The sequence below is a fragment of the Salipiger sp. ABN3_019 genome, assembly GCF_056158605.1.
The window spans coordinates 251,137-272,084 of sequence record NZ_JBSWTP010000003.1 but is presented as its reverse complement, the minus strand read 5'-3'; the positions used below and the strand labels follow the sequence as shown (position 1 = coordinate 272,084).

Annotated in this window: 14 protein-coding genes and 4 pseudogenes; 8 read left to right on the top strand and 10 right to left on the bottom strand. The window is 65.6% G+C overall.

Annotation, left to right across the window (positions count from 1 at the left end):
- The first annotated feature begins 2 nt into the window (after positions 1-2).
- From ACXAD2_RS03845 to ACXAD2_RS03835, 3 genes are read left to right on the top strand one after another with little or no spacing between them, the layout of a single operon-like run.
- Complete coding sequence (locus tag ACXAD2_RS03845; protein WP_475167075.1) at positions 3-1,025, top strand: NAD-dependent epimerase/dehydratase family protein; 1,023 nt, start codon at positions 3-5, stop codon at positions 1,023-1,025.
- Positions 1,022-1,786 carry a class I SAM-dependent methyltransferase gene (locus ACXAD2_RS03840; RefSeq protein WP_475167072.1) on the top strand — a complete coding sequence of 255 codons (765 nt, stop codon included), beginning with the start codon at positions 1,022-1,024 and terminating at the stop codon, positions 1,784-1,786. Before ACXAD2_RS03845 ends, ACXAD2_RS03840 begins: the two co-directional genes overlap by 4 nt.
- Entirely contained in the window at positions 1,783-3,528 is a 1,746-nt protein-coding gene (locus tag ACXAD2_RS03835) for a hypothetical protein (RefSeq protein ID WP_475167067.1), read from the top strand. Before ACXAD2_RS03840 ends, ACXAD2_RS03835 begins: the two co-directional genes overlap by 4 nt.
- A 165-nt stretch (positions 3,529-3,693) precedes the next feature.
- On the opposite strand, the pseudogene istB reads toward ACXAD2_RS03835, so the two are convergent.
- From istB to ACXAD2_RS03785, 10 genes and pseudogenes are all read right to left on the bottom strand, one after another.
- Positions 3,694-4,572, bottom strand: a pseudogene (gene istB, locus ACXAD2_RS03830) (IS21-like element helper ATPase IstB).
- Positions 4,562-4,864 (bottom strand): annotated as a pseudogene (locus ACXAD2_RS03825) (IS21 family transposase); the annotation flags it as partial. The pseudogenes istB and ACXAD2_RS03825, both read right to left, overlap by 11 nt.
- A gap of 481 nt (positions 4,865-5,345) precedes the next feature.
- A pseudogene (locus tag ACXAD2_RS03820) lies at positions 5,346-6,412 on the bottom strand (IS110 family RNA-guided transposase).
- A gap of 323 nt (positions 6,413-6,735) precedes the next feature.
- Positions 6,736-7,762: pseudogene (locus ACXAD2_RS03815) on the bottom strand (IS110 family RNA-guided transposase).
- Positions 7,734-8,558 carry a glycosyltransferase family 2 protein gene (locus tag ACXAD2_RS03810; protein WP_475167064.1) on the bottom strand — a complete coding sequence of 275 codons (825 nt, stop codon included), beginning with the start codon at positions 8,556-8,558 and terminating at the stop codon, positions 7,734-7,736. Before ACXAD2_RS03810 ends, ACXAD2_RS03815 begins: the two are co-directional and overlap by 29 nt.
- Positions 8,492-9,241: an SDR family oxidoreductase gene (locus tag ACXAD2_RS03805; RefSeq protein ID WP_475167060.1), complete on the bottom strand. Its 750-nt coding sequence runs from the start codon at positions 9,239-9,241 to the stop codon at positions 8,492-8,494. The genes ACXAD2_RS03810 and ACXAD2_RS03805 overlap by 67 nt, the downstream gene beginning before the upstream one ends.
- Complete coding sequence (locus ACXAD2_RS03800; RefSeq protein WP_475167055.1) at positions 9,238-10,569, bottom strand: FAD-binding oxidoreductase; 1,332 nt, start codon at positions 10,567-10,569, stop codon at positions 9,238-9,240. Before ACXAD2_RS03800 ends, ACXAD2_RS03805 begins: the two co-directional genes overlap by 4 nt.
- Entirely contained in the window at positions 10,569-10,991 is a 423-nt protein-coding gene (locus ACXAD2_RS03795; RefSeq protein ID WP_475167054.1) for a GtrA family protein, read from the bottom strand. The genes ACXAD2_RS03800 and ACXAD2_RS03795 overlap by 1 nt, the downstream gene beginning before the upstream one ends.
- Entirely contained in the window at positions 10,988-12,397 is a 1,410-nt protein-coding gene (locus ACXAD2_RS03790) for a UbiA family prenyltransferase (protein WP_475167125.1), read from the bottom strand. Before ACXAD2_RS03790 ends, ACXAD2_RS03795 begins: the two co-directional genes overlap by 4 nt.
- A gap of 265 nt (positions 12,398-12,662) precedes the next feature.
- A complete protein-coding gene (locus tag ACXAD2_RS03785) occupies positions 12,663-13,670 on the bottom strand; it encodes a LacI family DNA-binding transcriptional regulator (protein WP_475167051.1) in 1,008 nt (335 codons plus the stop codon).
- A gap of 133 nt (positions 13,671-13,803) precedes the next feature.
- Between ACXAD2_RS03785 and ACXAD2_RS03780 the strand changes: the two genes are divergently transcribed.
- From ACXAD2_RS03780 to ACXAD2_RS03760, 5 genes are all read left to right on the top strand, one after another.
- Positions 13,804-14,886 carry an ABC transporter ATP-binding protein gene (locus ACXAD2_RS03780; RefSeq protein WP_475167050.1) on the top strand — a complete coding sequence of 361 codons (1,083 nt, stop codon included), beginning with the start codon at positions 13,804-13,806 and terminating at the stop codon, positions 14,884-14,886.
- A 3-nt stretch (positions 14,887-14,889) separates the two neighbouring features.
- Positions 14,890-16,974 carry a hydantoinase/oxoprolinase family protein gene (locus tag ACXAD2_RS03775; RefSeq protein WP_475167047.1) on the top strand — a complete coding sequence of 695 codons (2,085 nt, stop codon included), beginning with the start codon at positions 14,890-14,892 and terminating at the stop codon, positions 16,972-16,974.
- On the top strand, positions 16,971-18,962 hold the full coding sequence (locus ACXAD2_RS03770; RefSeq protein WP_475167045.1) for a hydantoinase B/oxoprolinase family protein: 1,992 nt from the start codon (positions 16,971-16,973) through the stop codon (positions 18,960-18,962). Before ACXAD2_RS03775 ends, ACXAD2_RS03770 begins: the two co-directional genes overlap by 4 nt.
- A 41-nt stretch (positions 18,963-19,003) precedes the next feature.
- The gene (locus ACXAD2_RS03765; protein ID WP_226628211.1) at positions 19,004-20,044 is read left to right on the top strand and encodes an ABC transporter substrate-binding protein; all 1,041 of its coding nucleotides are present in this window, start codon (positions 19,004-19,006) and stop codon (positions 20,042-20,044) included.
- Between the two features lie 61 nt (positions 20,045-20,105).
- Positions 20,106-20,948 carry an ABC transporter permease gene (locus tag ACXAD2_RS03760; protein WP_224905577.1) on the top strand — a complete coding sequence of 281 codons (843 nt, stop codon included), beginning with the start codon at positions 20,106-20,108 and terminating at the stop codon, positions 20,946-20,948.

Genomic DNA, 20,948 nt, shown 5'->3' with positions numbered 1-20,948 from the left:
AGATGATGGAAGACAGGTTTGCATTGGTCACCGGCGCCACGGGCTTCACCGGGGGGCACCTTGCGCGCAGGCTGCGGGCCGACGGCTATCGGGTGCGCGCGATGGTCCGTGACCCCGGCGCGGCACCGGCACTGGCGCTGGCGGCTGACGGCATGGAGATTGTGAAGGGCGATGCCGCCGACGGGCAAGCGATCGAGAATGCCGTGCAGGGGACCAGCCACGTGTTTCACATAGCGGCGGTTTACCGCAGCGCCAACCATCCCGACAGCCACTACTTCGCGGTGAACCGCGATTCGGTCGGCCACCTGCTGGCCGCCGCTCAGAAGCACGGCGTGCGCCGGATCGTGCATTGTTCGACCTGCGGCGTTCACGGCGACGTCGCCGAGATTCCGGCGAACGAGGAAACTGCCTTCAACCCCGGCGACATCTACCAGCGCTCGAAACTCGCCGGCGAGATGCTGGCGCGCGAGGGCATCTCCGCCGGCGCGCCGGTGTCGATCATCCGACCGACCGGCATCTACGGTCCCGGCGACACAAGGTTTCTCAAACTGTTCAAGACGATCGAGAGCCGCAGCTTTCGCATGTTCGGCTCCGGCGACGTCGCCTACCATATGAGCTACATCGACGACCTGGTGCAGGGCTTCGTGCTCTGCGGCGAGCATCCGAAGGCGATCGGCGAGACCTTCCTCATCGGCTCGGACAGCTACACGACGCTCAATGGGCTGGTGCAGGAGATCGCACAGGTGCTCGACGTACCGCCGCCGCGACTGCACATTCCCGTCGCGCCGCTCATGGCCGCGGCCACGCTGTGCGAATATGTTTGCAAACCGCTCGGCATCGATCCACCGCTGCACCGGCGGCGCGTGTCCTTCTTCCTGAAGGCCCGCGCCTTTTCGGTGGAGAAGGCACGCCGGCTGATCGGCTTTGAACCCGCGGTGGACCTGCGGCAGGGCCTGGAGCGCACCGCAGAGTGGTACCGGGAGATGGGCTATCTGCGGTCCGAAGCCCGCAAGGCGGCCGCATGAGCGTCGCGTCGACAGAAGGGGTCCCGGATATCGGGTCCGAGTTCGCCGACCTCGATCCGTCGACCGATCGCTACGCCCGGCGGTTCCGGGGACCGGCGGGGGAATGGCTGCTGTCGTGTCAGACAAAAGCCCTGCGGCGTCTCTGTGCCCCCTACCCCGGCGCGAGGGTGCTCGATGTCGGCGGCGGTCACGCGCAGGTGGCAACGCCGCTGCTGGACGACGGCCACGAGGTCTGCGTCTACGCCAGCTCGCAAGAGGCGCTCGGACAGATGCGCGGGCTGCACCGACCGGGCTTGACCACGGAGGTCGGCCCGCTGCGCGCCCTGCCCTATGCCGACCGGAGCTTCGACGTGGTGACCTCCTTCCGCATTCTCGCGCACGTCGGTGACTGGCAGGCATTCCTCGGCGAACTCTGCCGGGTCGCGCGCCGCGCGGTGATCGTCGATTTCCCGATTGCCAGCGGCGCCAACACGCTGGAACCCCTACTCTTCGGTCTGAAAAAGCGTCTCGAAGGTGACACCCGACGGTTCCAGACCATGTCCCGGCCGCAAGTCCTGAAGACCCTCGCGGCGGCCGGCTTCGCGCCGCAGGGCGAAATCGGCCAGTTCGTGCTGCCCATGGTGGTGCACCGCAAGCTCGCGCGCCCGGCGCTTTCGGCGGGGCTGGAGGCGAAGCTCCGGGCGCTCCGTCTCGATCGACGTTTCGGCACGCCGATCGTGCTCTGTGCTGCGCGGGACAGCGCCGGGATGCGGGCCGGATGACCATCTCGACCCCGAACGAGAGAAAGCTCCCGCCCCGGCGCATCGGCCTGTCGAGCGCCTGGCTCGTCACTGCGCTTTCGGCCGCGCTGGTGTTTGCCGCCGCGCTGCTGACCCGGACGGGGGTGCTCGACCTGCCGCCCATCTACGACGAACTCTACCACCTTGTCCCAGCCATGAGCTGGCAGACCTTCGGCACGCTGGAGGTGCTGGACGGAAGCTACGAGCGCGGCGCGATCTTCACCCGGTTCGTCGCGCTCGGCTTCGCGCTGGCCGGAGAACAGAGCACCGCAGCGGCGCGGCTGTTGCCCGCGGCCATTCCGGGAGCGCTGCTGGTGGCGGTCATGTTCCTCTGGGTGCGCTATGTGGCCGACCGCCCGGCAGCCTGGATCACACTGTTCTTCCTGCTGTTTTGGCCGAATGGCATCGAGGTCTCGCAGTACATCCGGTTCTATGCGCTGCACGGGCTGGTGTTCCTCGTCGCCGCGCTGACGCTCTATGGCGCCGCGACCGCCGCGATCAGCACCAGTGCGCGCATCGGGCTCTGCGCCCTGGCCGTGCCGCTTCTGCTGCTGGCGCTGAAGCTGCAGCTGACCACGGTGATCGGCATCGGCGCCATCGGCCTTTGGAGCGCGCTGGTCTACGGTCCGGGCGGGCTCCGGCGGCATCGTTGGCTGCGTTGGGCGCTGCTGGCCGCGGCGGCGGGTGTCGTGCTGATCGCGGCCAGCGGAGCGGCCGACGAGCTGCTGGCGACATACTGGCGGATCTACCGCTGGGAGCCCTGGCCGGTGCAGCGCGACACCACCTTCTATCACCGCGACTTCAGGGACAACTACCCGACCTTCTGGCCGCTCTTTCCCATCGCCGCCATCGCCGCCCTGCGGGCGCGCTTCCTGCCCGCCTCCTTCGCGGTGACGCTGTTCTCGGTCTGCTTCGTGCTGCAGTCCTTCGGCGGGCTGAAGAACATCCGCTACCTCTACCCGGTGATGCCCTTCTTCTTTGCCATCTGGGGCATTGTACTGTCCTTCTACGGCGCCCGCGCGCTGCGGCGCCTGCGCGGCGCGTTGCAAGAGCTGTTCCCCCATCGCTGGCCGGTGCCGCTGCGCACCGGTGCCGTGGTGCTGGCACTCGCCGCTAGCGGCCTGTTCGTCGCCGGGGCAAACACCGGCTTCTCGCGCGGCCTGAAGCTGGCGCTCGGCGGCGAGAAGCAGTTACTCCTGGGCAAGCGCCGGTGGGAATGGCCCGATGCCCACGCGCAGTTGCAGCCCTGGCTCGAAAAGCGCGCCGTGGTGGTCACCACCGAAGAGCTGCTGGCCGTGCAATGGGTGGGCGACTACGACTTCGCCCTGAATCGCCCCCGGTTCTCGGAAATGCTGTTCTCGCTCGGGCCCGACACGCAGCCGTTCGTCAGGGACTTCCGCAATGGCCGGCCGCTGGCCGGGCTAGTGTCGGATTTCGAGCCGGTGCTGCATTGCGCGCCGGTCGGCGTGCTGATCTCCAATGCCAGCTTCCTCTCCACCGGCCTCGCCCGCGAGTTTGCCGCCATGGCCCGGGCGCAGGGCGCCACGATAAGCACCGAGCAATCCGGATCCAGCGCGTTGCTTGCTTGGGAGCGCGCGGGCGACCCGACACGGACGGTCGGGTGCCTTGAAGACGCGGGAATCTTCTACCCCGACGCCGCGGCGGCCCTCCTGTCCGAGACGCGTCAGCCCCAGAGCGTCTCGTCCGCTAGCGCTGAGAGGTAGAGCCTGCAAATCGGTTTCCATGAGTTGAGCTCGCCAATTGGAAGCGCGTTTCAGCGCAAATCAGCTGGCGACAGCAGTGCTGTATCGACCAGCTGTTGATTTCCGCCCAGAACTGACCCGGGTTTTCCATCGAGAAGTGACCCACCTTGGATTATGCTGAGCGAGTCATGATTGGATCAAGACATGGCTTCCCTCCCTCTTTTTCCGCGTTGCTGCAGCTGCGCTGTCCTTGAAGCGGAAGCTGGAGTTTCCGGTCTCGAGGATATGGCAGCAATGGGTCAGCCGATCGAGGAGCGCGGTGGTCATCTTGGCGTCACCGAACACTGTGGCCCACTCGCTGAAGCTGAGGTTCGTGGTGATGATCACGCTGGTGCGCTCGTAGAGCTTGCTCAGCAGATGGAAGAGCAAGGCGCCCCCTGAAGCGCTGAACGGCAGGTATCCGAGCTTGTCGATTACCCGGCAGGCGATTGCGCAGCAATCTGCCGGGAGGGCAGGATCACCAGGTCGAGGTGGGTGAGGGTCTCCGCGATGTGTCCGGCTTTTCCCTTGGCCTTCTCCTGCTCGAGAGCGTTGACGAGTTCGATGGTCGAGAAGAAGCGCACTCTCCGGCGATGATGCTCGATGGCATGGATGCCAAACGCGGTTGCGATATGAGTTTTCCCAGTGCCGGGGCCGCCCCTCTCGGGACATTGCTGCGCAATGCCCTGCCGGGCAGTGGATGAGAACGACGTTCTGCGCTCCTTCCATGAACTCGCCGCGATGCAACTGGCGCACCGTTGCCTCGTTCATCTCGCTGGGCGAGAAGTCGAAGTTGGGCAGATCCTTGTAGGCCGGGAAGCGCGCCACCTTCATGTGGTAGGCGATCGAGCGCACCTCGCGCTCCGCGAACTCAGCCTTCAGAAGCTGCGTCAGGATCGGCGTCGTGGCGGCTTCGAACGCCGGCGCCCCCTGCTCGATCAGGTCGATCACGGCTTGGGCCATCCCGTGCATCTTGAGACTGCGCAGCATGATCACGATGGCACCGCTGGCCGGATCATGACGCATGGCGGCTTCCAGCATCGTGAGGCCGCAGCTCGTCATAGCGCTCCACATTGGCCTGGGGCTCTCGCTTGAGGGCCAAGGCGCCCGGCGGGTCGATGGAGGGAGCGTCGGTCGACTTCCCGTCGATCAGGCGGTGCAGAAGGTTTAGGACGTGGGTCTTGGTCGCGACACCCTCGGAGAGCGCAAGCTCGACCGCGGTCAGCACCACTTGCTCGTCGTGATGCAAGACCAGAGTAAGGATATCGACCATCTCCCGGTCTCCCCCGGGCCGTCGCAGCAATTCGCTCCGCAATCGCGGGTCGTTGCTCATCTGGCTGGATAGACGGATGGCATGGCACGCGCCGCATGAAAGCTGTGAGGTGGTCCGTGAAAATCGGACACTTTCCTAAGCTTGCCGCCAACGATGACGAGGAAGAACAGCGTGGCTTGCAAACGAAAGAATTACGGCGCCGAGATCGTCCGCGTGGCATGACGTCAGTGGGGTAAGGGGCAGCCACGCCTCACGCGTGAGTTCTGCAACATGTATAACCGCCCCTTGCGCAAGAGGGTTTTCGAAGCATTTTGGCGCGGTGTCGGGTGCTGACATGTATCCGGCCTCATGGTGCGGCCTTCTCTATGCCGCAGGTCTGCATGGTGTTCGCGGATCGGCTCCAAATCAATGCCGCGTGCTCGAAGGCACTTTGTTGCAGACTGGCGTTGCCGACCCTGTCTCACGACCGTTGCGCCAAGCTGCTCCCAGCCCTCCTCCGCTCTGACGTCTCGCGGCCGCTTACGGCTCATGCCGCCACGGCCGGAGCCCGGTAGGTCTCTCCGCTCTTCATCAGCGCCCAGACAATGCGCGCCATCCACTGCCCGGCAGCACATGCGCAGCATGTGTGAGAGGGATGTTCGCGAGCGCCACGCGGACCAGCATGGGAGGCTTGCGCTCCAGCATCCGCGCGAGCCAGGTGCCCGGACGGGCTGCAGCGTGGCAGTGCCGCTTGATGATGACGCTGTTGGCGCCGATGATCAGCAGCCGCCGCAAAGAGCGCTCGCCCATCTTCGTCGTGGCACCCAGCCGCTGTTTTCCGCCCGTCGAGTGCTGCCTGGGCGTGAGGCCAAGCCAGGCCGCGAAGTCCCGGCCCTTGCGAAACATTTCCGATGGCGGCGCAAGCGTGGCAATGGCCGTGGCAATCAGCGGACCGATGCCGGGGATCGTCATCAGGCGGCGGGCGACCTCGCTTTCCCTGGCGCGCCCGTCGATCTCGGCATCCAGGGTCTCGATCTGCCCGTCGAGCTGCGCGAGCGTTGCGGCAAGGACCGTCAGGGAGGCCCGCGCCGTTGCCGGAAGGTCCAACTCCTTGTCCTGCAGTATCGCGACTAGGCGCCGGACATTCGTCGCGCCCTAGGGCACGACCCAGGCGTATTCGCCCAAATGTCCGCGGAGGGCATTGATCGCCTGGGTGCGCTGCCAGATCAGCAGTTCCCTCACGCGGAAGACGCTCGCTGCCCCCTGCGTTTCCTCGCTCTTCACCGGAACAAAGCGCATGCCAGGCCGCTGGGCCGCCTCGCAGATCGCCTCCGCGTCGGCCGCATCATTTTTCTGCCGCTTCACGAAGGGCTTCACATAGGCGGGCGGGATGAGCCTGATATCGTGACCGAACTTCGACAATTCCCGCCCCCAGAAATGCGCGCCGCCGCAGGCTTCCATCGCCACTAGGCAGGGCGGCAACTTGGCGAAGAACTCGATCACCTGAGCCCTTCTGAGCTTCCTGCGCAGGACAGCATTGCCTTTGCTGTCAGCGCCGTGGACCTGGAACACATTCTTCGCCAGATCCAGTCCGACCGTGATAATCTCCGACATGACCGCCTCCCAATTTGGATTGTCGCAATCCCACCATGGCACATCGATGCCACCGGGGAGCGGTTACAGCATGTGTGGGTAGCCCCGGTTTTAGCGGGCCGTCGCCTCAACCAGAATGACACGATCGAATGCGTCCATGTGTCAGACCTTTTCTCGGAGCGCAGCGCCCCTTGGCCGGTATGGCATCCGCGGGTTGTGGTCAAAACATCAGACCGAGCTCGAAACTCTCTCTGTAACCCTGATTTCCTCAACCCCGATCTGTCCGATCAATATCATACAGCGTCAGCTTCTCCCGCACTTTCGAAGCGGCGATTCTGGTTTCTTCAATGTGCCAGAAGCGGCCCTCCCCGAAACTCTTCATTCTTTACGATCATGGCCCACAACATACGCGCCATTTTGTTCGCCAGTGCGATCGCAGCCAGCATTCTCGGCTTTCGGGCCAGCATGCGCCCGAGCCATGAACTTTCTGCAGGTGGTCGAACCTTGGTCCCGGAAATCACAGCCATTGCTCCGATGATTAACAAACGCCGGATATCGCGCTGACCGGACTTGCTCGTTCGCCCAAGCCTCTGCTTGCCGCCGCTCGAGTGCTGCTGTGGCACCAAGCCCAGCCAGGCTGAGAAGTCTCGGCCTCGCCGGAAGTTTTCCATCGGTGGCGCGAAAGCCGCCAGAGCCATAGAAGTTATGGGGCCAATGCCTGGCATTTTTTGCAGGCGCGAAGAAAAAGATGACTGCTTACTGGCCGCCAATATTTGAGCGTCAAGTCCAGAGATCCGCCGCGACAAGTCATCGATCTGATCGAAGCAGAGCTGTGCCATGTGACGAACGGCAGGCGGGAGGTCCTCCAACCCCTCGCAGCCCGGTTCCAGAGCGGCCCGTAGCTTGTCGACGTTCTCGCGCCCCTTGGCGGCGACAAGGCCAAACTCGGCGAGGTGTCCGCGCAAGGCATTGATTGTTTGCGTCCGTTGTCCGACCCGTAGATCACGCAGCCGGAAGATCATGCCGAGCCCCTGCTGCTCCGGGGTCTTCACCTCGACAAAACGCATGGTCGGTCGGCTCGCTGCCTCCGCAATGGCCTCGGCATCCGCCATGTCGTTTCAAGTACGGCTTGACGAACTTTGGGGCGATCAGGCGCACCTCATGGCCGATCGCTGCCAATGTCCGCGCCCAATGATGGGCCGTCGCACAGGCCTCCATGGCAACAAGGCATCCGGGATGCATCTGCATGAACGCCAGGAACTGCTTGCGCGACAGTTTCTTGCGAAACACGACCTCGCCACCTGCTGTCGCTCCGTGCAATTGAAAGACCTGCTTCGCCAGGTCAACGCCGATGATAGAGACTTCCTTCATAGCCTTTTCCTCCTGATCCTTCATCGATCAATCTGGCACAAGTGCCGTCAGGAGGGGCTATCCAACCCATCATCAATGCCTGTGCATAGAGGAAGTAATCCTCGCCAAGGCGCATCGTCTCTGCGTAGCGGAGCCCATGGTCCTGAAGAAACTGGCGCCGCATCAACGGCTTGATGAACCCCATCTCGCCGCGCTGCCCACGGGCCCCATGCAGGTTGGCGGTGACGAACTGCGCCAGAGACACATCGATATGACCGAAATCCTGCCGCGACCACAGACGATCCTCCGTGGCCTGCAGCCGATCCTCGCGCACCCGGTAGAGATCGTCGGCGAGCAGATCGATTTCGCCGCGCTCGGCCTCGTCGAGCAGCCGGGCGATCCGATCCGGGGCCATATGATCATCCGCATCCAGAACCGCGATCCACGGCGCGGTGCTGGCATCGATTGCCCGGTTGCGCGCGGCGGCAGGCCCAGCATTCTGCGTTTGCCGAAGGACGCGCGCGCCCGGCACGCCCCGGCAGAGCCTGTCGGCGAGCGTGGCCGTGCCGTCCCGCGAGGCATCATCGACCACGATGGTCTCCACCGGAACGCTCTGCTCGATGGCCGAGATGAAGGCGCGCTCGAGCGTGTCTTCGGCGTTGAAGGCCGCGATGACGATGGTCGCCCTGGCGTCCGCCTCGCCGTCAGACCTGCTGTCCGATATCGCCACCACGTCGCCCGCTCCAAGGTTCAGAGTTTGGTTCGCTTGAAGATACCTTCGGGCAACGCGCAGATGATGCCCATGACCAGCCACCATACTCGGCGAACATAGATCACATTGCGCCTTTTCTCGACCGCCCGCAGCACGGCGGCGCCGACCTCCTCGGGGGCTGCGGTCAAGGCTTTTGGCAGGTCCATACCGCGGGTCATCTGCGTATCCACAAAGCCCGGCTTCACGGTCACCACATGCACCCCCTGCCCGGCAAGCCGGTTTCGCAGGCCCGAAAGGAACGCGGTGAAGCCAGCCTTTGCAGAGCCGTAGACATAGTTCGAGCCGCGGCCCCGATCGCCCGCCACGGAGCTCACCCCCACCAAGGTGCCGCCCGCGCCCTCGGAGATCATCCGCTCGGCATAAAGGCCAAGCACCTGCGCCGGACCCTCGAAATTCGTGCGGAACACCTGCGCGGCGGCGGCAACGTCGGTCTCGCTGTCGCGCTGATCCCCCATTGCGCCGATCACCGAGACGACGACGCTTGGCAGGCCGGGCGCGTCCTGCACGAACGGCCCAAGCGCCCCGGTCTCCAGCACATCGAACTCCAGCAGTTCGACATCCACATTGTGGCGCAGGGCGATATCGGCGCGCTCCGCTTCAAGCTCTGCCGCTCGGCGCGCCGCAAGGCTGATGGGATGGCCCTGCGCTGCGAAAGCCCTCGCGATGGCCAGCCCGATCTCTGATCGCGCGCCCAGCACCATGACCCGCCCCTTCACCGCCTCGTTCATAGCAAGAGCCTTTCCGACTGCGCCGAGGCGAAGGCCCGGTCGATCCCCGTATCCCGCCGCATCTCGCGCAGACGCGCGGCGCGCGGATCGGCGTGGTGCAGTGTCTGTGCCGCCATCCGCGCATCCTTTGCCAAGTAGAACCGCCCGCCGTGGGCAAGCGCGATCTCGTCGAGCCGGTCGAGCAGCGCAAGCGTGCGCCGGGTCACCGGAAAATCGAGCGCCAGCGTGTAGCCCGGCATCGGGAAAGACATGCCGCCGCGCCCCGCGCCGAGCCGTTTCAGAACCGCCAGAAAGGACCCCTGCCCCGCCCGCGCCGTCTCCGTCAGCAGCGCCGTCAGCCCGGCGCGAGAGCTTTCCAGCGGCAGCACGCATTGGAATTGCATGAATCCCTTGCGTCCGTAGATGCGGTTCCAACCGAGCACCGCGTCCAGCGGGTAGAAATAGCTGTCCCAATCCACCAATTGCGCCCCAGCGCCGCGCACGCCCTTGCGCCAGTAAAGCGCGTTGAACAGCTTGACCGAATACCGGTTGAGCGCAGCGGAAGGCGCATCGAAGGGCACTCGCCGTTTCTTGCGCGATGGCACCTTCAAGGGGGCGTGCCCTAACGGCTCCGGCAGTTCATCCAGCCCCGCATGTTCACCCAGCATCAAAAGCGAGCGGCCAAGCGATGACCCTTTGGCGAGACAATCGATCCACGCCACGGAATAGGTCGCGTCCTGCTCGGCTTCAAAGCTGCTCAGCGCCGCATCCAAATTCGGCGCCACAAGGGTGCGCTGGCGGATCCAGCCGGTCTCGACCGGGCGCAGCCGGATCGCCGCCCGCAGGATCACGCCCGTCAGCCCCATCCCGCCAAGCGTCCAGTCGAAAAGCTCGGTATTGTCGTCGCGGCTGAGCCTGACCACGCGCCCATCCTCGCGCAAGAGGTCGATCCAATCGACAAAGGCCCCGAAGCTGCCGTCGCGGTGATGGTTCTTGCCGTGCGCGTCCGCCGCGATGATCCCGCCCAGAGTGACGAACTTCGTGCCGGGCGTCACATAGGGGAACCAGCCGCGCGGCAGAAAGGCGTCGATCACGTCGCCGAGCAGCACGCCCGCCTCGGCCACCAACTGCCCGCTTTCGGTATCAAAAGCGAGCATCCGGTTCATCCGGCGCATGGACAGGGAGAGCGCGCCGCCCACCGAACTGTCACCATAGGACCGCCCATTGCCGCGGGCGATCCTGCCGCCCCCGGCGACTGAGGCCCGCAGTTCCGCCTCGTCTCGCGGAGTGGCGAGACGGGCAAAGCGCGGCGGGAACCTGCCCCAGCCCGTCAGCGGTTCGGGATGCATCAGACCGCCCGCGCCGGCGCCGCGTCGGTGAAGACGAAACGGCGATCCAGCCAGTATTTGACCGCGTAGCCCAGCATTAGCCCAAGCACCGCTCCAAGCTCGCGCATGCCGTCTGTCTGCCAGACCAGCCAGAAGGCGGTCTCGGTGGTCCAGAAGATGCCCGTCGTGACCAGACCCATGATGGTATAGCGCGAAAACTTGCGTCCATTTTCGCGCGCGCCCTTGGTCGGGTCGCGGAAGATCCAGCGCTTGTCGAGAAGATACTTCAGCACCAGCCCCGCGCCGGTCCCCGCGACGATCGCCAGCGCAAACCCTATGTTGCTTTGCTCAATCGCCAAAACCAGCCGCTGTATCCCGAGGTTGAGCAGCGTCGCCAGTACCGCGAAAAGCGCGTAGAGGCCTATCAGCGACAGCCGGCTCACAACACGATCCCGCCCACGGCAAAGGCGAAGATCAGCGCAAAACAGACCAGCGAAATGCGATCCCGCGCGGCAAACACCACCGGATCGTCGTGCATCCAGCCGCGGTGGGTGATCATCACCATCCGGCTGATCCAGAACAGCAGCACGAGGCAGATGCCCCAAAGCGCCCCGGGATAGGAGTAAAGCTCGCGCACCGCCGGGCTGTTGAGATAGAGCGCCATCACCATGACCGAGACATAGCCCGAGGACACCGCCATATTGGCCACCAACGGCATGTCGGTCGTGCGGTAGTCGCGGCCTGCGATAATTGTGGAGTTGCCGCCGCTCTTGGACACCAGCTCTGCCTGCCGTTTCATCGCCGCGAGCGAGAAGAAGAAGAACATCGAGAACGCCAGCAACCAGACCGACAGGTCGATCTGCGTCGCCACGCCTCCGGCAATGATGCGCAGCGTGTAAAGCCCTGCAAGCGCACAGATATCCACGACAAGTCGGCGCTTGAGCCAGAAGGAATAGAGCGTGGTGACCGCGAAATAGCACATCATCACGCCGGTGAATTCCCAACTGATGCTCAAAGCGATGACCGCTCCGGCCAGCAGCAGCCCCGGCATCACCACCGTGCCCCATGCCAAGGGCAGCGCGCCGCTGGCGAACGGCCGCTTGCGCTTGCGCGGGTGCGCGCGATCGGCGGAGAGATCCAGCAGATCATTCAGCAGGTAGACCGACGAGGCGATCAGGCAGAAGGAGACAAAGGCAAGCAAGGCCGGGAAAATGGTGCCGGGCGACAGGTTGTGCGACGCCATAAGCGGCAGGAACACCAAAACGTTCTTCAGCCATTGATGCGGGCGCATGGCTTTGAGGAGGGGCGCAAAGTAAGAGGGCCGGTCGCTCAGATGCAGAACATCGTCATTTTCAAGCTCCACCTCGGTCCGCAGTGCATCCGGCAGGCCAACGGTGACGGCACGCGCCGCGCCGCGCCAGACCGCGAGATCGGCTTTTGAATCGCCGACATAGACATAGCCGCCCTTGCCATAGAGCGCATCGAGCCGTGCCGCTTTGGTCGCGCCCTTCAGGTTCTCATCACCCTTCGTCCCATGGGCCTCGTCGAAAACCCCCAGATGATCCGCCACCCGCTTTACCAGCGCCTCATCCGAGGCCGAGACCAATGCCGTGCGCCCGCCGCATTTTCGCCAGTTCTGGATGTATTCGATAACGTCCTGATTATAAGGCAGCGCGTTGATATCCACCTCTCCGCTTTCGGCAAGCAATCGTTTCAGAGCTGGCTTTCCTTCTCGCAATGCAAGAGCGGCTGCGACAACCATTCTTGCGTTGCCAGAGAGCGAAGACCAAAGCGTTTCGTATAGCATATCGGTATGGATCAGCGTGCCATCGAGATCGACAACAAGCATGAGATCCGAGCGCGCGAGGTCGGAAATAGCCTCGAAAATTCTCGAGTTGTCCATAGCAATTCCAAGCAATAATGGATGTGCGTTCTAAAAACCGGCTAAATACTGGCACCAACAGTATTGTAATCTATGGAAATTCTGGAAACGTAATGATCTTTTGGAACTGTGGCGCGCTCCAGAAGCCGTGTCAACTTTAGGTGGATCAACTCAGGGACGCCGCGTCCAAGTGCTCGATCCTTGGGCACTCAATGCGGGCGCACGCTGGCCCTCAGGCGCTTTCGCGCACCTCCAGCGCATAGGGCGTCATCACCGGCGCTGCGTCCTGCGATTGGTCTTCGAGCAGGACCGAGATCGCGGATCTGCCGATCTCGTCCGAATAGGGCGCGATGGTGGTCAGCGAGGGCGAAAGCTGGCGACCGATGTCATAATCCCCCCAGCCCGCCACGGCGATGTCGCCGGGCACCGACAGGCCGCGCCGCTGGCATTCGAAGACCGCGCCGGCGGCGACCACATCACTCGGGCAGAGCAAGGCGTCGAGCCTTGCGTCGCGGGCGAGGAACTCATCGAGGATCCGCGCCCCAGATCCAAAACCGTCGGCGGCGCGAATGGTCAGAACCAGCGAGTTGGGCAGCCCTGCGGCAAACATCTCTCGCCGGAAGGCGGGCAGCCGCATGGCGTAGCGCTGGCCGCCACTGCCCGACACTTGCACAAAGCCGATGCGGCGCCGTCCCTGCGCAATCAGATGCCGGGTGAGATCACGGCTGGCGGCGCCCACGTCATAGCTGACGCCGCGGCCAATGGCGCCCTCGCCGCCCCAGCTTTCGACCACCGGCGTGCCCGAGCGCGCCAAGAGCTGACGCAGGTCCGGCGCATGCGGGCCTGCCACCAGCGCAATCCCTGCCACGCGCAGCCCCAGCAGGGTCTGCACCGCCGAGAGCTCCTCTTCCTCGGTTTCGGCGATCATCGTGATCAGCTTCAGCCCATGGTCTTCCGCCGCCCGCCGCAGGCCGCTGGTATACATGTAGAACGAGGAGTTGCGCATCGAGGGCAGCACCGCGCCGATCACCCGGCTGCTGCCCGCAGCCAGCAGACCGGCGGACATATTGGGCACATAGCCAAGCTCTGCCGCGACTTTCATCACCGCAACACGGGTCTTCTCACGCACGCGGTCAGGGTAGCGAAAGCAGTTCGACACGGTCATCGGCGACACCCCGGCGGCATCGGCGATGTCCTGCATCGTCAGCTTTTTATGGGCGAGCGGTGGCCTGTCCGACATGGTGCCTCTCTGGTTCGCTGAAAAACTGCTCTGCTTTCGCCGGATTGGCAAGCCGCAGGCGATTGTCACGAATTAGCCCTTTACAATTTTTTGTAGCGCTACAATCGTGCTCTCAAATCCGACTGGAGTCCGCATGACCGACGCCCCCTCCGCCCTCACGCTCTCTGCGATCCGCAAGAAATTCGGCTCGTTGATGGCCGTGGATAATCTCGACCTCGCCGTGCAGCCCGGCGCGCTGGTCTCGCTGCTCGGCCCGTCGGGCTGCGGCAAGACGACGACCTTGCGCATGGTGGCGGGCTTCGAAAGCCCCGACAGCGGGCAGATCACCATCGGCGGCGAGGATGTCACCCGGCAGGCACCGAACAAGCGTGGGCTGGGCATGGTGTTCCAGAGCTATTCGCTGTTTCCGCATCGAACCGTGGCCGAGAATGTCGCCTTCGGCCTGCGCATGGCGGGCGCGTCGAAACAGACACAGGCGGACGAGGTTCGGCGTATGCTGGACATGGTTCACCTGACCGGCCGCGAGGAGATGTATCCCTCCCAACTCTCCGGCGGCCAGCAGCAACGCGTGGCGTTGGCCCGTGCCCTCGTGGTCAACCCACGCGTGCTGCTTCTGGATGAACCGCTCGGCGCACTCGACAAGGCCCTGCGCGAGTTGATGCAGTTCGAGATCCGTGAAATGCAGCAGCGGCTCGAGATCACCGCGCTTTTGGTGACCCACGATCAGGAAGAGGCGATGTCGATGTCCGATCAGATCGCCGTGATGCACGGCGGGCGCATCCTGCAGCTTGGCGCGCCGAACGACATCTACGACCGCCCCGAGACCGCCTTTGTCGCCACCTTCCTCGGCACATCAAACCTGTTCGAAGGTCAGGTGCAGGGCGACCGGCTGCAGACGCGCGCAGGCGCCCTGCCGCTTCCGGCGCGGCCGGCTCGCGACAGCGCCACGTTGTCGGTGCGGCCCGAGCGCGTTGTGCTCGGCGAGGCCGCAAGCGGACTGCCGCAGGGGCTGCGCGGGCGCATCACCGCCGCCAGCTTTCGCGGGGCCTATGCCGCCTATCACGTCACGCTCGAAGGTTCGGGGGTCGAGGTCACGGCCTACCGGCAGGCCGACACGGCCCTTGGGCAGACCAGTCTCGCCGTCGGCACCGAGGTGCCCGTGGGCTGGCCGGTCGAACACGGCGTCCTCGTCACCGGCAACGCGCCGAAGGAGTAAGACATGAAAGACCTTGCAATCGGGGCAACCGGGGCAAACGGCACGACCGGACGGCTGCGTATCGGCATCGACGTCGGCGGCACCTTCACCGATTTCGTCATGGCCGACGCCGAGACAGGCCGCGTCGCGCTCTACAAGGAGCCCTCGACCCCCGATGATCCCTCGCGCGCGCTGATCGAAGGGCTGGACAAGTTCCTCGCCCGCGAAGGCATGGCGGCCTCGGATGTGGGCGGGCTGATGCATGGCACCACTATCGGGCTCAACGCGATCATCATGCGCCGCGGCGCCAAGATCGGTCTGATCGTCACCAAGGGCTATCGCGACATTCTCGAGATCGCCCGCTGCCGGATGCCCTCGTCCTTTGACCTGCACGCGCAAAAAGAGGTGCCGCTGGTGCCCCGCGCGCGCGTCGTCGAGATCGACGCCCGTTTTGACCGCGACGGCAAGCTGACCCGCGCCCCCTCGGAGGCCGAGCTTGACCGCGTGGCGCGCGAGCTTTCGGCGCTGGGGCTCGATGCCGCCGCGCTGATGCTGATCAACGGCTATGCCGATCCCGAGACCGAGGCGAGCATCGCCAAGGCGCTCTCGGACCGTATCGAGGCGCTGTCGATCTCTTCGGCGGCGGCGATCTGGCCCGAGATTCGCGAATACGAGCGCACGCTGGTGGCCTGCCTCAACGCCTATATCCAGCCGCTGATGGATGCCTATTTCGCCCGCCTGACCGAAGGGCTCGCGCGGATCGGCGTCACCGCACCGCTGCTGGTCACTGCCTCCAACGGCGGCTCGCTGTCGGTCGGCTCGGCGGTGGCGCGCCCGGTGGAGACGATCCTGTCGGGCCCCGCTTCGGGCGTCATGGCGGCCGTGCGTCAGGCGGGACAGTCGGGCATGGACAATATCATCACCTTCGACATGGGCGGCACCTCGTCGGATATGGCCGTGGCCACCGAGGGCACCGCGGGCATCGCTACGCGCACCGATATTGGTGGGCTGCCTCTGGTGCTGCCGGTGGTCGACGTCAACGCCATCGGCGCGGGCGGCGGCTCGATCATCTGGGCCGATGCCCAAGGCGTGCTGAAGGTCGGCCCGCAGAGCGCCGGGGCCCATCCCGGCCCGGTTTCCTATGGCCGCGGCGGCACCGAACCTGCGGTCACCGATTGCTTCATCGCCAGCGGCTTCATCGACCCGGCCAATTTCGGCGGTGGCTCCATGCCGCTCGACGGGGAGGCCGCGCGCGCCGCGCTCGAGGCGGTGGCAGAGCGCATCGGCATGACCGGCGAGGATCGCGCGGCGCGGCTGGCCGAGGGCGCGCTGGCCGTGGCCTCGGCGGGCATGGCCGGCTCGCTCTTCCGCACCATGGCCGAGCGCGGGCTTGATCCGCGCGACTTCGTGCTGCTGCCCTTTGGCGGTGCCGGTCCGACCCATGCCAACCTGCTGGCCGAAGAGATCGGCATTGCCCGCATCCTCGTACCGCAGGCCGCGGGCGCCTATTGCGCCATGGGCGCTGCCGGGGCCGATCTGCGCCGCGACTTCGTGCGCTCGCTGCGCGTCGGGCTGACCGAGGCGACCGCCGCCGATGCCGAAGCCACCTTTGCCGCGCTGCAGGCCGAGGGCGAGGCATGGCTCGATGACGAACTGCCCGAGATCGCCGAGCGCCGCGCCGAACGTTCCGCCGACATGCGCTACGCCGGTCAGGCGTATGAGCTGCGCGTGGACCTGCGTCCGGGCGACGATGCGGCGGCCTATGCCGAGGCCTTCCACCGCGAGCACGAGCGCATCTACGGCTTCCGCGACGCGGGCGCACCGGTCGAGATCGGCACCATCCGTCTGGCGATGATCGGCGCGGGCCAGCCGCTCGCCCCCTCTGCGGCCACCGGGACGGGCGCGCCGGTCCGCACCCGCCGCCCGCTCTACTACAAAGGCGCATGGGTCGAGGCTTCCGTCTACGACCGCGCGGGCCTTGGCGAGGGCGCGAAGATCACCGGCCCCGCCGTGGTCGAGCAGCCCGAAACCACCACCGTCATCCTGCCCGGCTGGGCCGCCCGCGTCGACGAGCAGGGCAATCTGATCATCGAAAGGACCCCGGCATGAGCAGCCTCGATCCCGTTCTGCTGGAAATCCTCGGCAATAAGTTCGCCTCCGTCACCGAAGAGATGTGCCTGACCCTGCAGCGCACCGGCCGCACGCTCTACGTGAAAGAGACCGCCGATTTCGCCTGCGCGCTCGCGGGTCTCGATGGCCGCTTCTTCGCCTACCCGCGCTCGATCGGCGTGTCGGGCTTCGTCGGGCTGGAATGCCTGCCCGCCATCGAGGCGGTGATCGCCACGCAGGGCGCGCTGGAGCCGGGCGATGTGATCCTCACCAATGATCCCTACCGCTCCACCGGGCTTGCGACCCACCTGCCCGACCTGCACATGATCGAGCCCTATTTCCACGATGGCGAGATCGTCGCCTACGGCTGGTGCTTCGTGCACTGCTCGGACGTGGGCGGGCGCGTCGCCTCGTCGATCTCGCCGGTCAACACCGAGATCTTTCAGGAAGGGCTGCGCATCCCGCCGGTGAAGCTGATGCGCCGGGGCGAGATGTCGCCCGAGGTGAAGCTCTTCCTCGACGCCAACTCGCGCACCCCCGAGGCCAATATGGGCGACATCCGCGCCATGCTCGCCTCGCTGGCCACCGGCCGCCGCCGCGTCGCGCAGATGCTCGGCCAGCACGGGGCGTCCGAGCTGACCGCCGCGCAGGACGCGCTGATGAGCTACGCCGCTGGCAAGGCCGAGGCGGTGCTGCGGCAGATGCCCGAAGGGCGCTACAGCTTTGCCGACTACCTTGACGACGATGCGGCCAGCCGTCTGCCAGTGCGGGTGGCGGTCACCATCGAGATCAAAGACGGCAAGGTGCACCTCGATTTCACCGGCACCGACCCGCAGGTCGCGACGGCGATGAACATCCCCTCCTGCGGTCGCCCCCATGCGTGGCTGACGCTGCGCATGCTGGCGCTGGTGCAGACGCTGGACCGCTCGGCGCCGCTCAACGCCGGTCTGCTGCGGCCGCTGTCGATCACCACGCCGCTCGGCTCGCTGGTCAACCCTGAAGAGCCCGCCGCCACCGGCGTGCGCCATGCCGCGGCGATCCGGGTCAACGACATCCTCAACGGCGCCTTCGGCATTGCACTGCCCGACGTGCTGCCCGCCGCCGCCTCCGGCACGGTGATCCCCATCGTGATGAGCGAGCCCAAACCCACCGGCGGGCGCATGGTGCAGGTGATCGAGCCGCTGATCGGCGGCACTGGCGCGCGCCGCGGGCATGACGGCGTGGATGGGCGCGACAGCGGTATTTCCAACCTCGCCAACAACCCGGTCGAGACGGTCGAGGCCGAACTGGGCGTCGAGGTGCTCCACTATGCGCTGCGCAGCGACAGCGGCGGCGCCGGGCAGTGGCGTGGCGGCTGCGGCATGGAGCTTTCGTTCCGCGTGCTGACCGACGGCAGCCACGTGCTGGGCCGGGGCATGGAACGGCTGCTGTTCCGGCCTTGGGGTCAGGCGGGCGGCCAGCCCGGCCAGCCCGGCTCGCTGGTGATCAACGAGGGCCATCCGCGCGAGCGCCGGTTGGGCAAGATCGACGTTCTGGAGGTGCAGGCCGGCGACATCGTCACCTTCCGCACGCCCGGCGCTGGCGGATGGGGCGATCCCATGCAGCGCGCGCCCGAGGCCGTGCTCGCCGATGTCGAGGCCGGTTTCGTCACCGCAGAGCGGGCGCGCCGCGACTATGGCGTTGCGCTGACCGGGGGGCGGATCGACACCGAAGCCACCGCCGCACTGCGCAGCGCGGCAGGCACGAACGCGGGCACCGTCTTTGGACCCGAGCGCGACACATGGGATGGCGTCTTTGCCCCCGCGCTGATGGACCGGCTCAACGCCGCGCTGCTGACTCTGCCGCTGTCGCGCCGCCAGAGCCGCCGCCGCGAGATCTTTGAAACCGTGCTGGCCGACCTGCCCACCAATTTCCCGCGCAGCCCGGTCAGCGATACCCAGCGCGAGGCCGCCGCGCGGCGCCTCGAGACCTGTTTGAACACCATCTGAACCAGAACCGGAAACCGGCCCCACCCCAACGGAGAGAACTCATGAGACTGAACAGACGTACCTTCCTCGGCACCGGCGCTGCGGCGACGGGCCTCGTGGGCCTCAGCGGCCTGCCGCTGCGCGCGCAGGGCAGCACGATCAACGTGACCGCCTATGGCGGCGTCTGGGAACAGGCCATCCGCGACTGTTTCGTCGCCCCCTTTGAGGCCAAGACCGGTGCCACCGCCACCGTCTCGCTCGGCGGTCCGGCACAATGGCTGGCGCAGGTCGAGGCGAGCCCCGAGAACCCGCCGCTCGACGTGCTGATCATGTCGCCCGACCTCGCGGTGCTGGCCGCCGAGGGTGATCTGATGGACGAGTTCACCGTCGAGAAGCTACCCAACCTCGCCAATATCCCGCAGGAGTTCACCGACGCCTGCCTCGGCAAGGGCACCTATTTCGACTATGGCGTCGGCGGCATCACCTACAACAAGCAGATCGTCTCCGAACCGCCGCGCAGCTTTGCCGATTTCGTCGAGCGCGTGGCGTCGGGCGAGTTCATCGCCTCGGTGCCCTCGATCAGCTACGGGCCGACCACGGTGTTCTTCCTCTGGGCGCTGAACAACGCGCTTGGCGGCGACGTCGACAACACCGACCCGTTCTTCGAGGCGATGGCCAAGATGAAGGACAACCTCGTGTTCTGGGCGGGCCCGAATGATTTCTTCAACCACCTTGCCTCGGGCGAGGCGGATCTGGGCATCTACTTCGACGGTCGCACCTGGAACCACGTCGACGAGGGCGTGGACTGGATCGACTTCATCAACCCCGAGGAAGGTGGCGCGATGACCGCCGTGGCGATCCAGAAACCCAAGAACGCCTCGGATCTGGCATGGGACTACCTCAACGAGGTGCTCGACGCCGGCAACCAAGCCAAGTTCGCCGAAATCCTCAACTACGGCGTCACCAACACGCAGGTCGAATACAGCGAAAAGCTGGCCTCGCGGGTGACCCCGCTGTCCGAAGCGAACCTGCCGCCCTACGCCGAGATCGCCCGCGTCCGCAACGACTGGGTGGACCGCTGGAACCGCGAAATCGGTATGTAAGCCCTCTGCTCCCGCCGGTCCACCGGCGGGAGACCCCACTGCCCAAGACCGAAGAGGCGTCATGCCCAACCTTGTTCACCTCTCCGCCGGAGCCCGGCGCGCATTGCTGCTTGCCCCGGCGTTGATCTTCCTTGCGGTGTTCTTCGTGATGCCGCTGGCGGACAATTCGGCGCGCTCCTTCCTTGCGGAAGACGGCGGCTTCACCCTGTCGCGCTATGCCGATTTCCTGACCGACCGCTTCTACCTTGGCGTGATCGCGGAGACGGTGATCCTGTCGGCGGCGGTGACGCTGATCTCGGTGGTGATTGCCTATCCCGTCGCCTATGTGCTGGTGCGCAAGGCCGGACGGTTCTCGGGGCTGATCGTCTTTCTGCTGATCGCGCCGCTGCTGACCTCGATCATCATGCGGACCTTCGGCTGGCAGGTGCTCTTCGCCCGGCGCGGGCTGATCAACCAATGGCTGGTGACCGACCTCGGCCTTTTGGATGCGCCGCTGCGCTGGCTCAACACACCGGGGCTCGCCATCGCCGCGCTGGTGCATGTGCTGGTGCCCTTCGCGGTGCTGTCCATCGCCTCGGTGCTGCAGGGCGTCGACCGGCGGCTTGAAGAGGGCGCGCAGATGCTCGGCGCCTCCAAGCTGCGCACCTTCTTCGAGGTGACGCTGCCGCTGACCACCGATGGCATCGGCACCGGCGCGATCCTCGTCTTCATGATCGCCAATGGCTCGTTCGTCACGCTGGTGCTGCTTGGCGGAGGCTTCCAGACGCTGCCGCTGCTGATCTACCAGCAGTTCAACACCACCCGCGATTTCGCGCTGGCCTCGACCATGAGCACCATCCTTCTGGTGATCGCGCTGGCCTGCCTGTGGCTGCAACTGCGCCTGCTGCGCAGACAGGGGGTATAA

Excerpts from the sequence above, each read along its gene's own strand:
- ACXAD2_RS03845 (WP_475167075.1), top strand. The coding sequence starts at position 3 with ATGATGGAAGACAGGTTTGCATTGGTCACCGGCGCCACGGGCTTCACC.
- ACXAD2_RS03840 (WP_475167072.1), top strand. The coding sequence starts at position 1,022 with ATGAGCGTCGCGTCGACAGAAGGGGTCCCGGATATCGGGTCCGAGTTC.
- ACXAD2_RS03835 (WP_475167067.1), top strand. The coding sequence starts at position 1,783 with ATGACCATCTCGACCCCGAACGAGAGAAAGCTCCCGCCCCGGCGCATC.
- ACXAD2_RS03810 (WP_475167064.1), bottom strand. The coding sequence starts at position 8,558 with ATGGTGGCTGGTCATGGGCATCATCTGCGCGTTGCCCGAAGGTATCTT.
- ACXAD2_RS03805 (WP_475167060.1), bottom strand. The coding sequence starts at position 9,241 with ATGAACGAGGCGGTGAAGGGGCGGGTCATGGTGCTGGGCGCGCGATCA.
- ACXAD2_RS03800 (WP_475167055.1), bottom strand. The coding sequence starts at position 10,569 with ATGCATCCCGAACCGCTGACGGGCTGGGGCAGGTTCCCGCCGCGCTTT.
- ACXAD2_RS03790 (WP_475167125.1), bottom strand. The coding sequence starts at position 12,397 with ATGCTTGTTGTCGATCTCGATGGCACGCTGATCCATACCGATATGCTA.
- ACXAD2_RS03785 (WP_475167051.1), bottom strand. The coding sequence starts at position 13,670 with ATGTCGGACAGGCCACCGCTCGCCCATAAAAAGCTGACGATGCAGGAC.
- ACXAD2_RS03780 (WP_475167050.1), top strand. The coding sequence starts at position 13,804 with ATGACCGACGCCCCCTCCGCCCTCACGCTCTCTGCGATCCGCAAGAAA.
- ACXAD2_RS03775 (WP_475167047.1), top strand. The coding sequence starts at position 14,890 with ATGAAAGACCTTGCAATCGGGGCAACCGGGGCAAACGGCACGACCGGA.
- ACXAD2_RS03770 (WP_475167045.1), top strand. The coding sequence starts at position 16,971 with ATGAGCAGCCTCGATCCCGTTCTGCTGGAAATCCTCGGCAATAAGTTC.
- ACXAD2_RS03765 (WP_226628211.1), top strand. The coding sequence starts at position 19,004 with ATGAGACTGAACAGACGTACCTTCCTCGGCACCGGCGCTGCGGCGACG.
- ACXAD2_RS03760 (WP_224905577.1), top strand. The coding sequence starts at position 20,106 with ATGCCCAACCTTGTTCACCTCTCCGCCGGAGCCCGGCGCGCATTGCTG.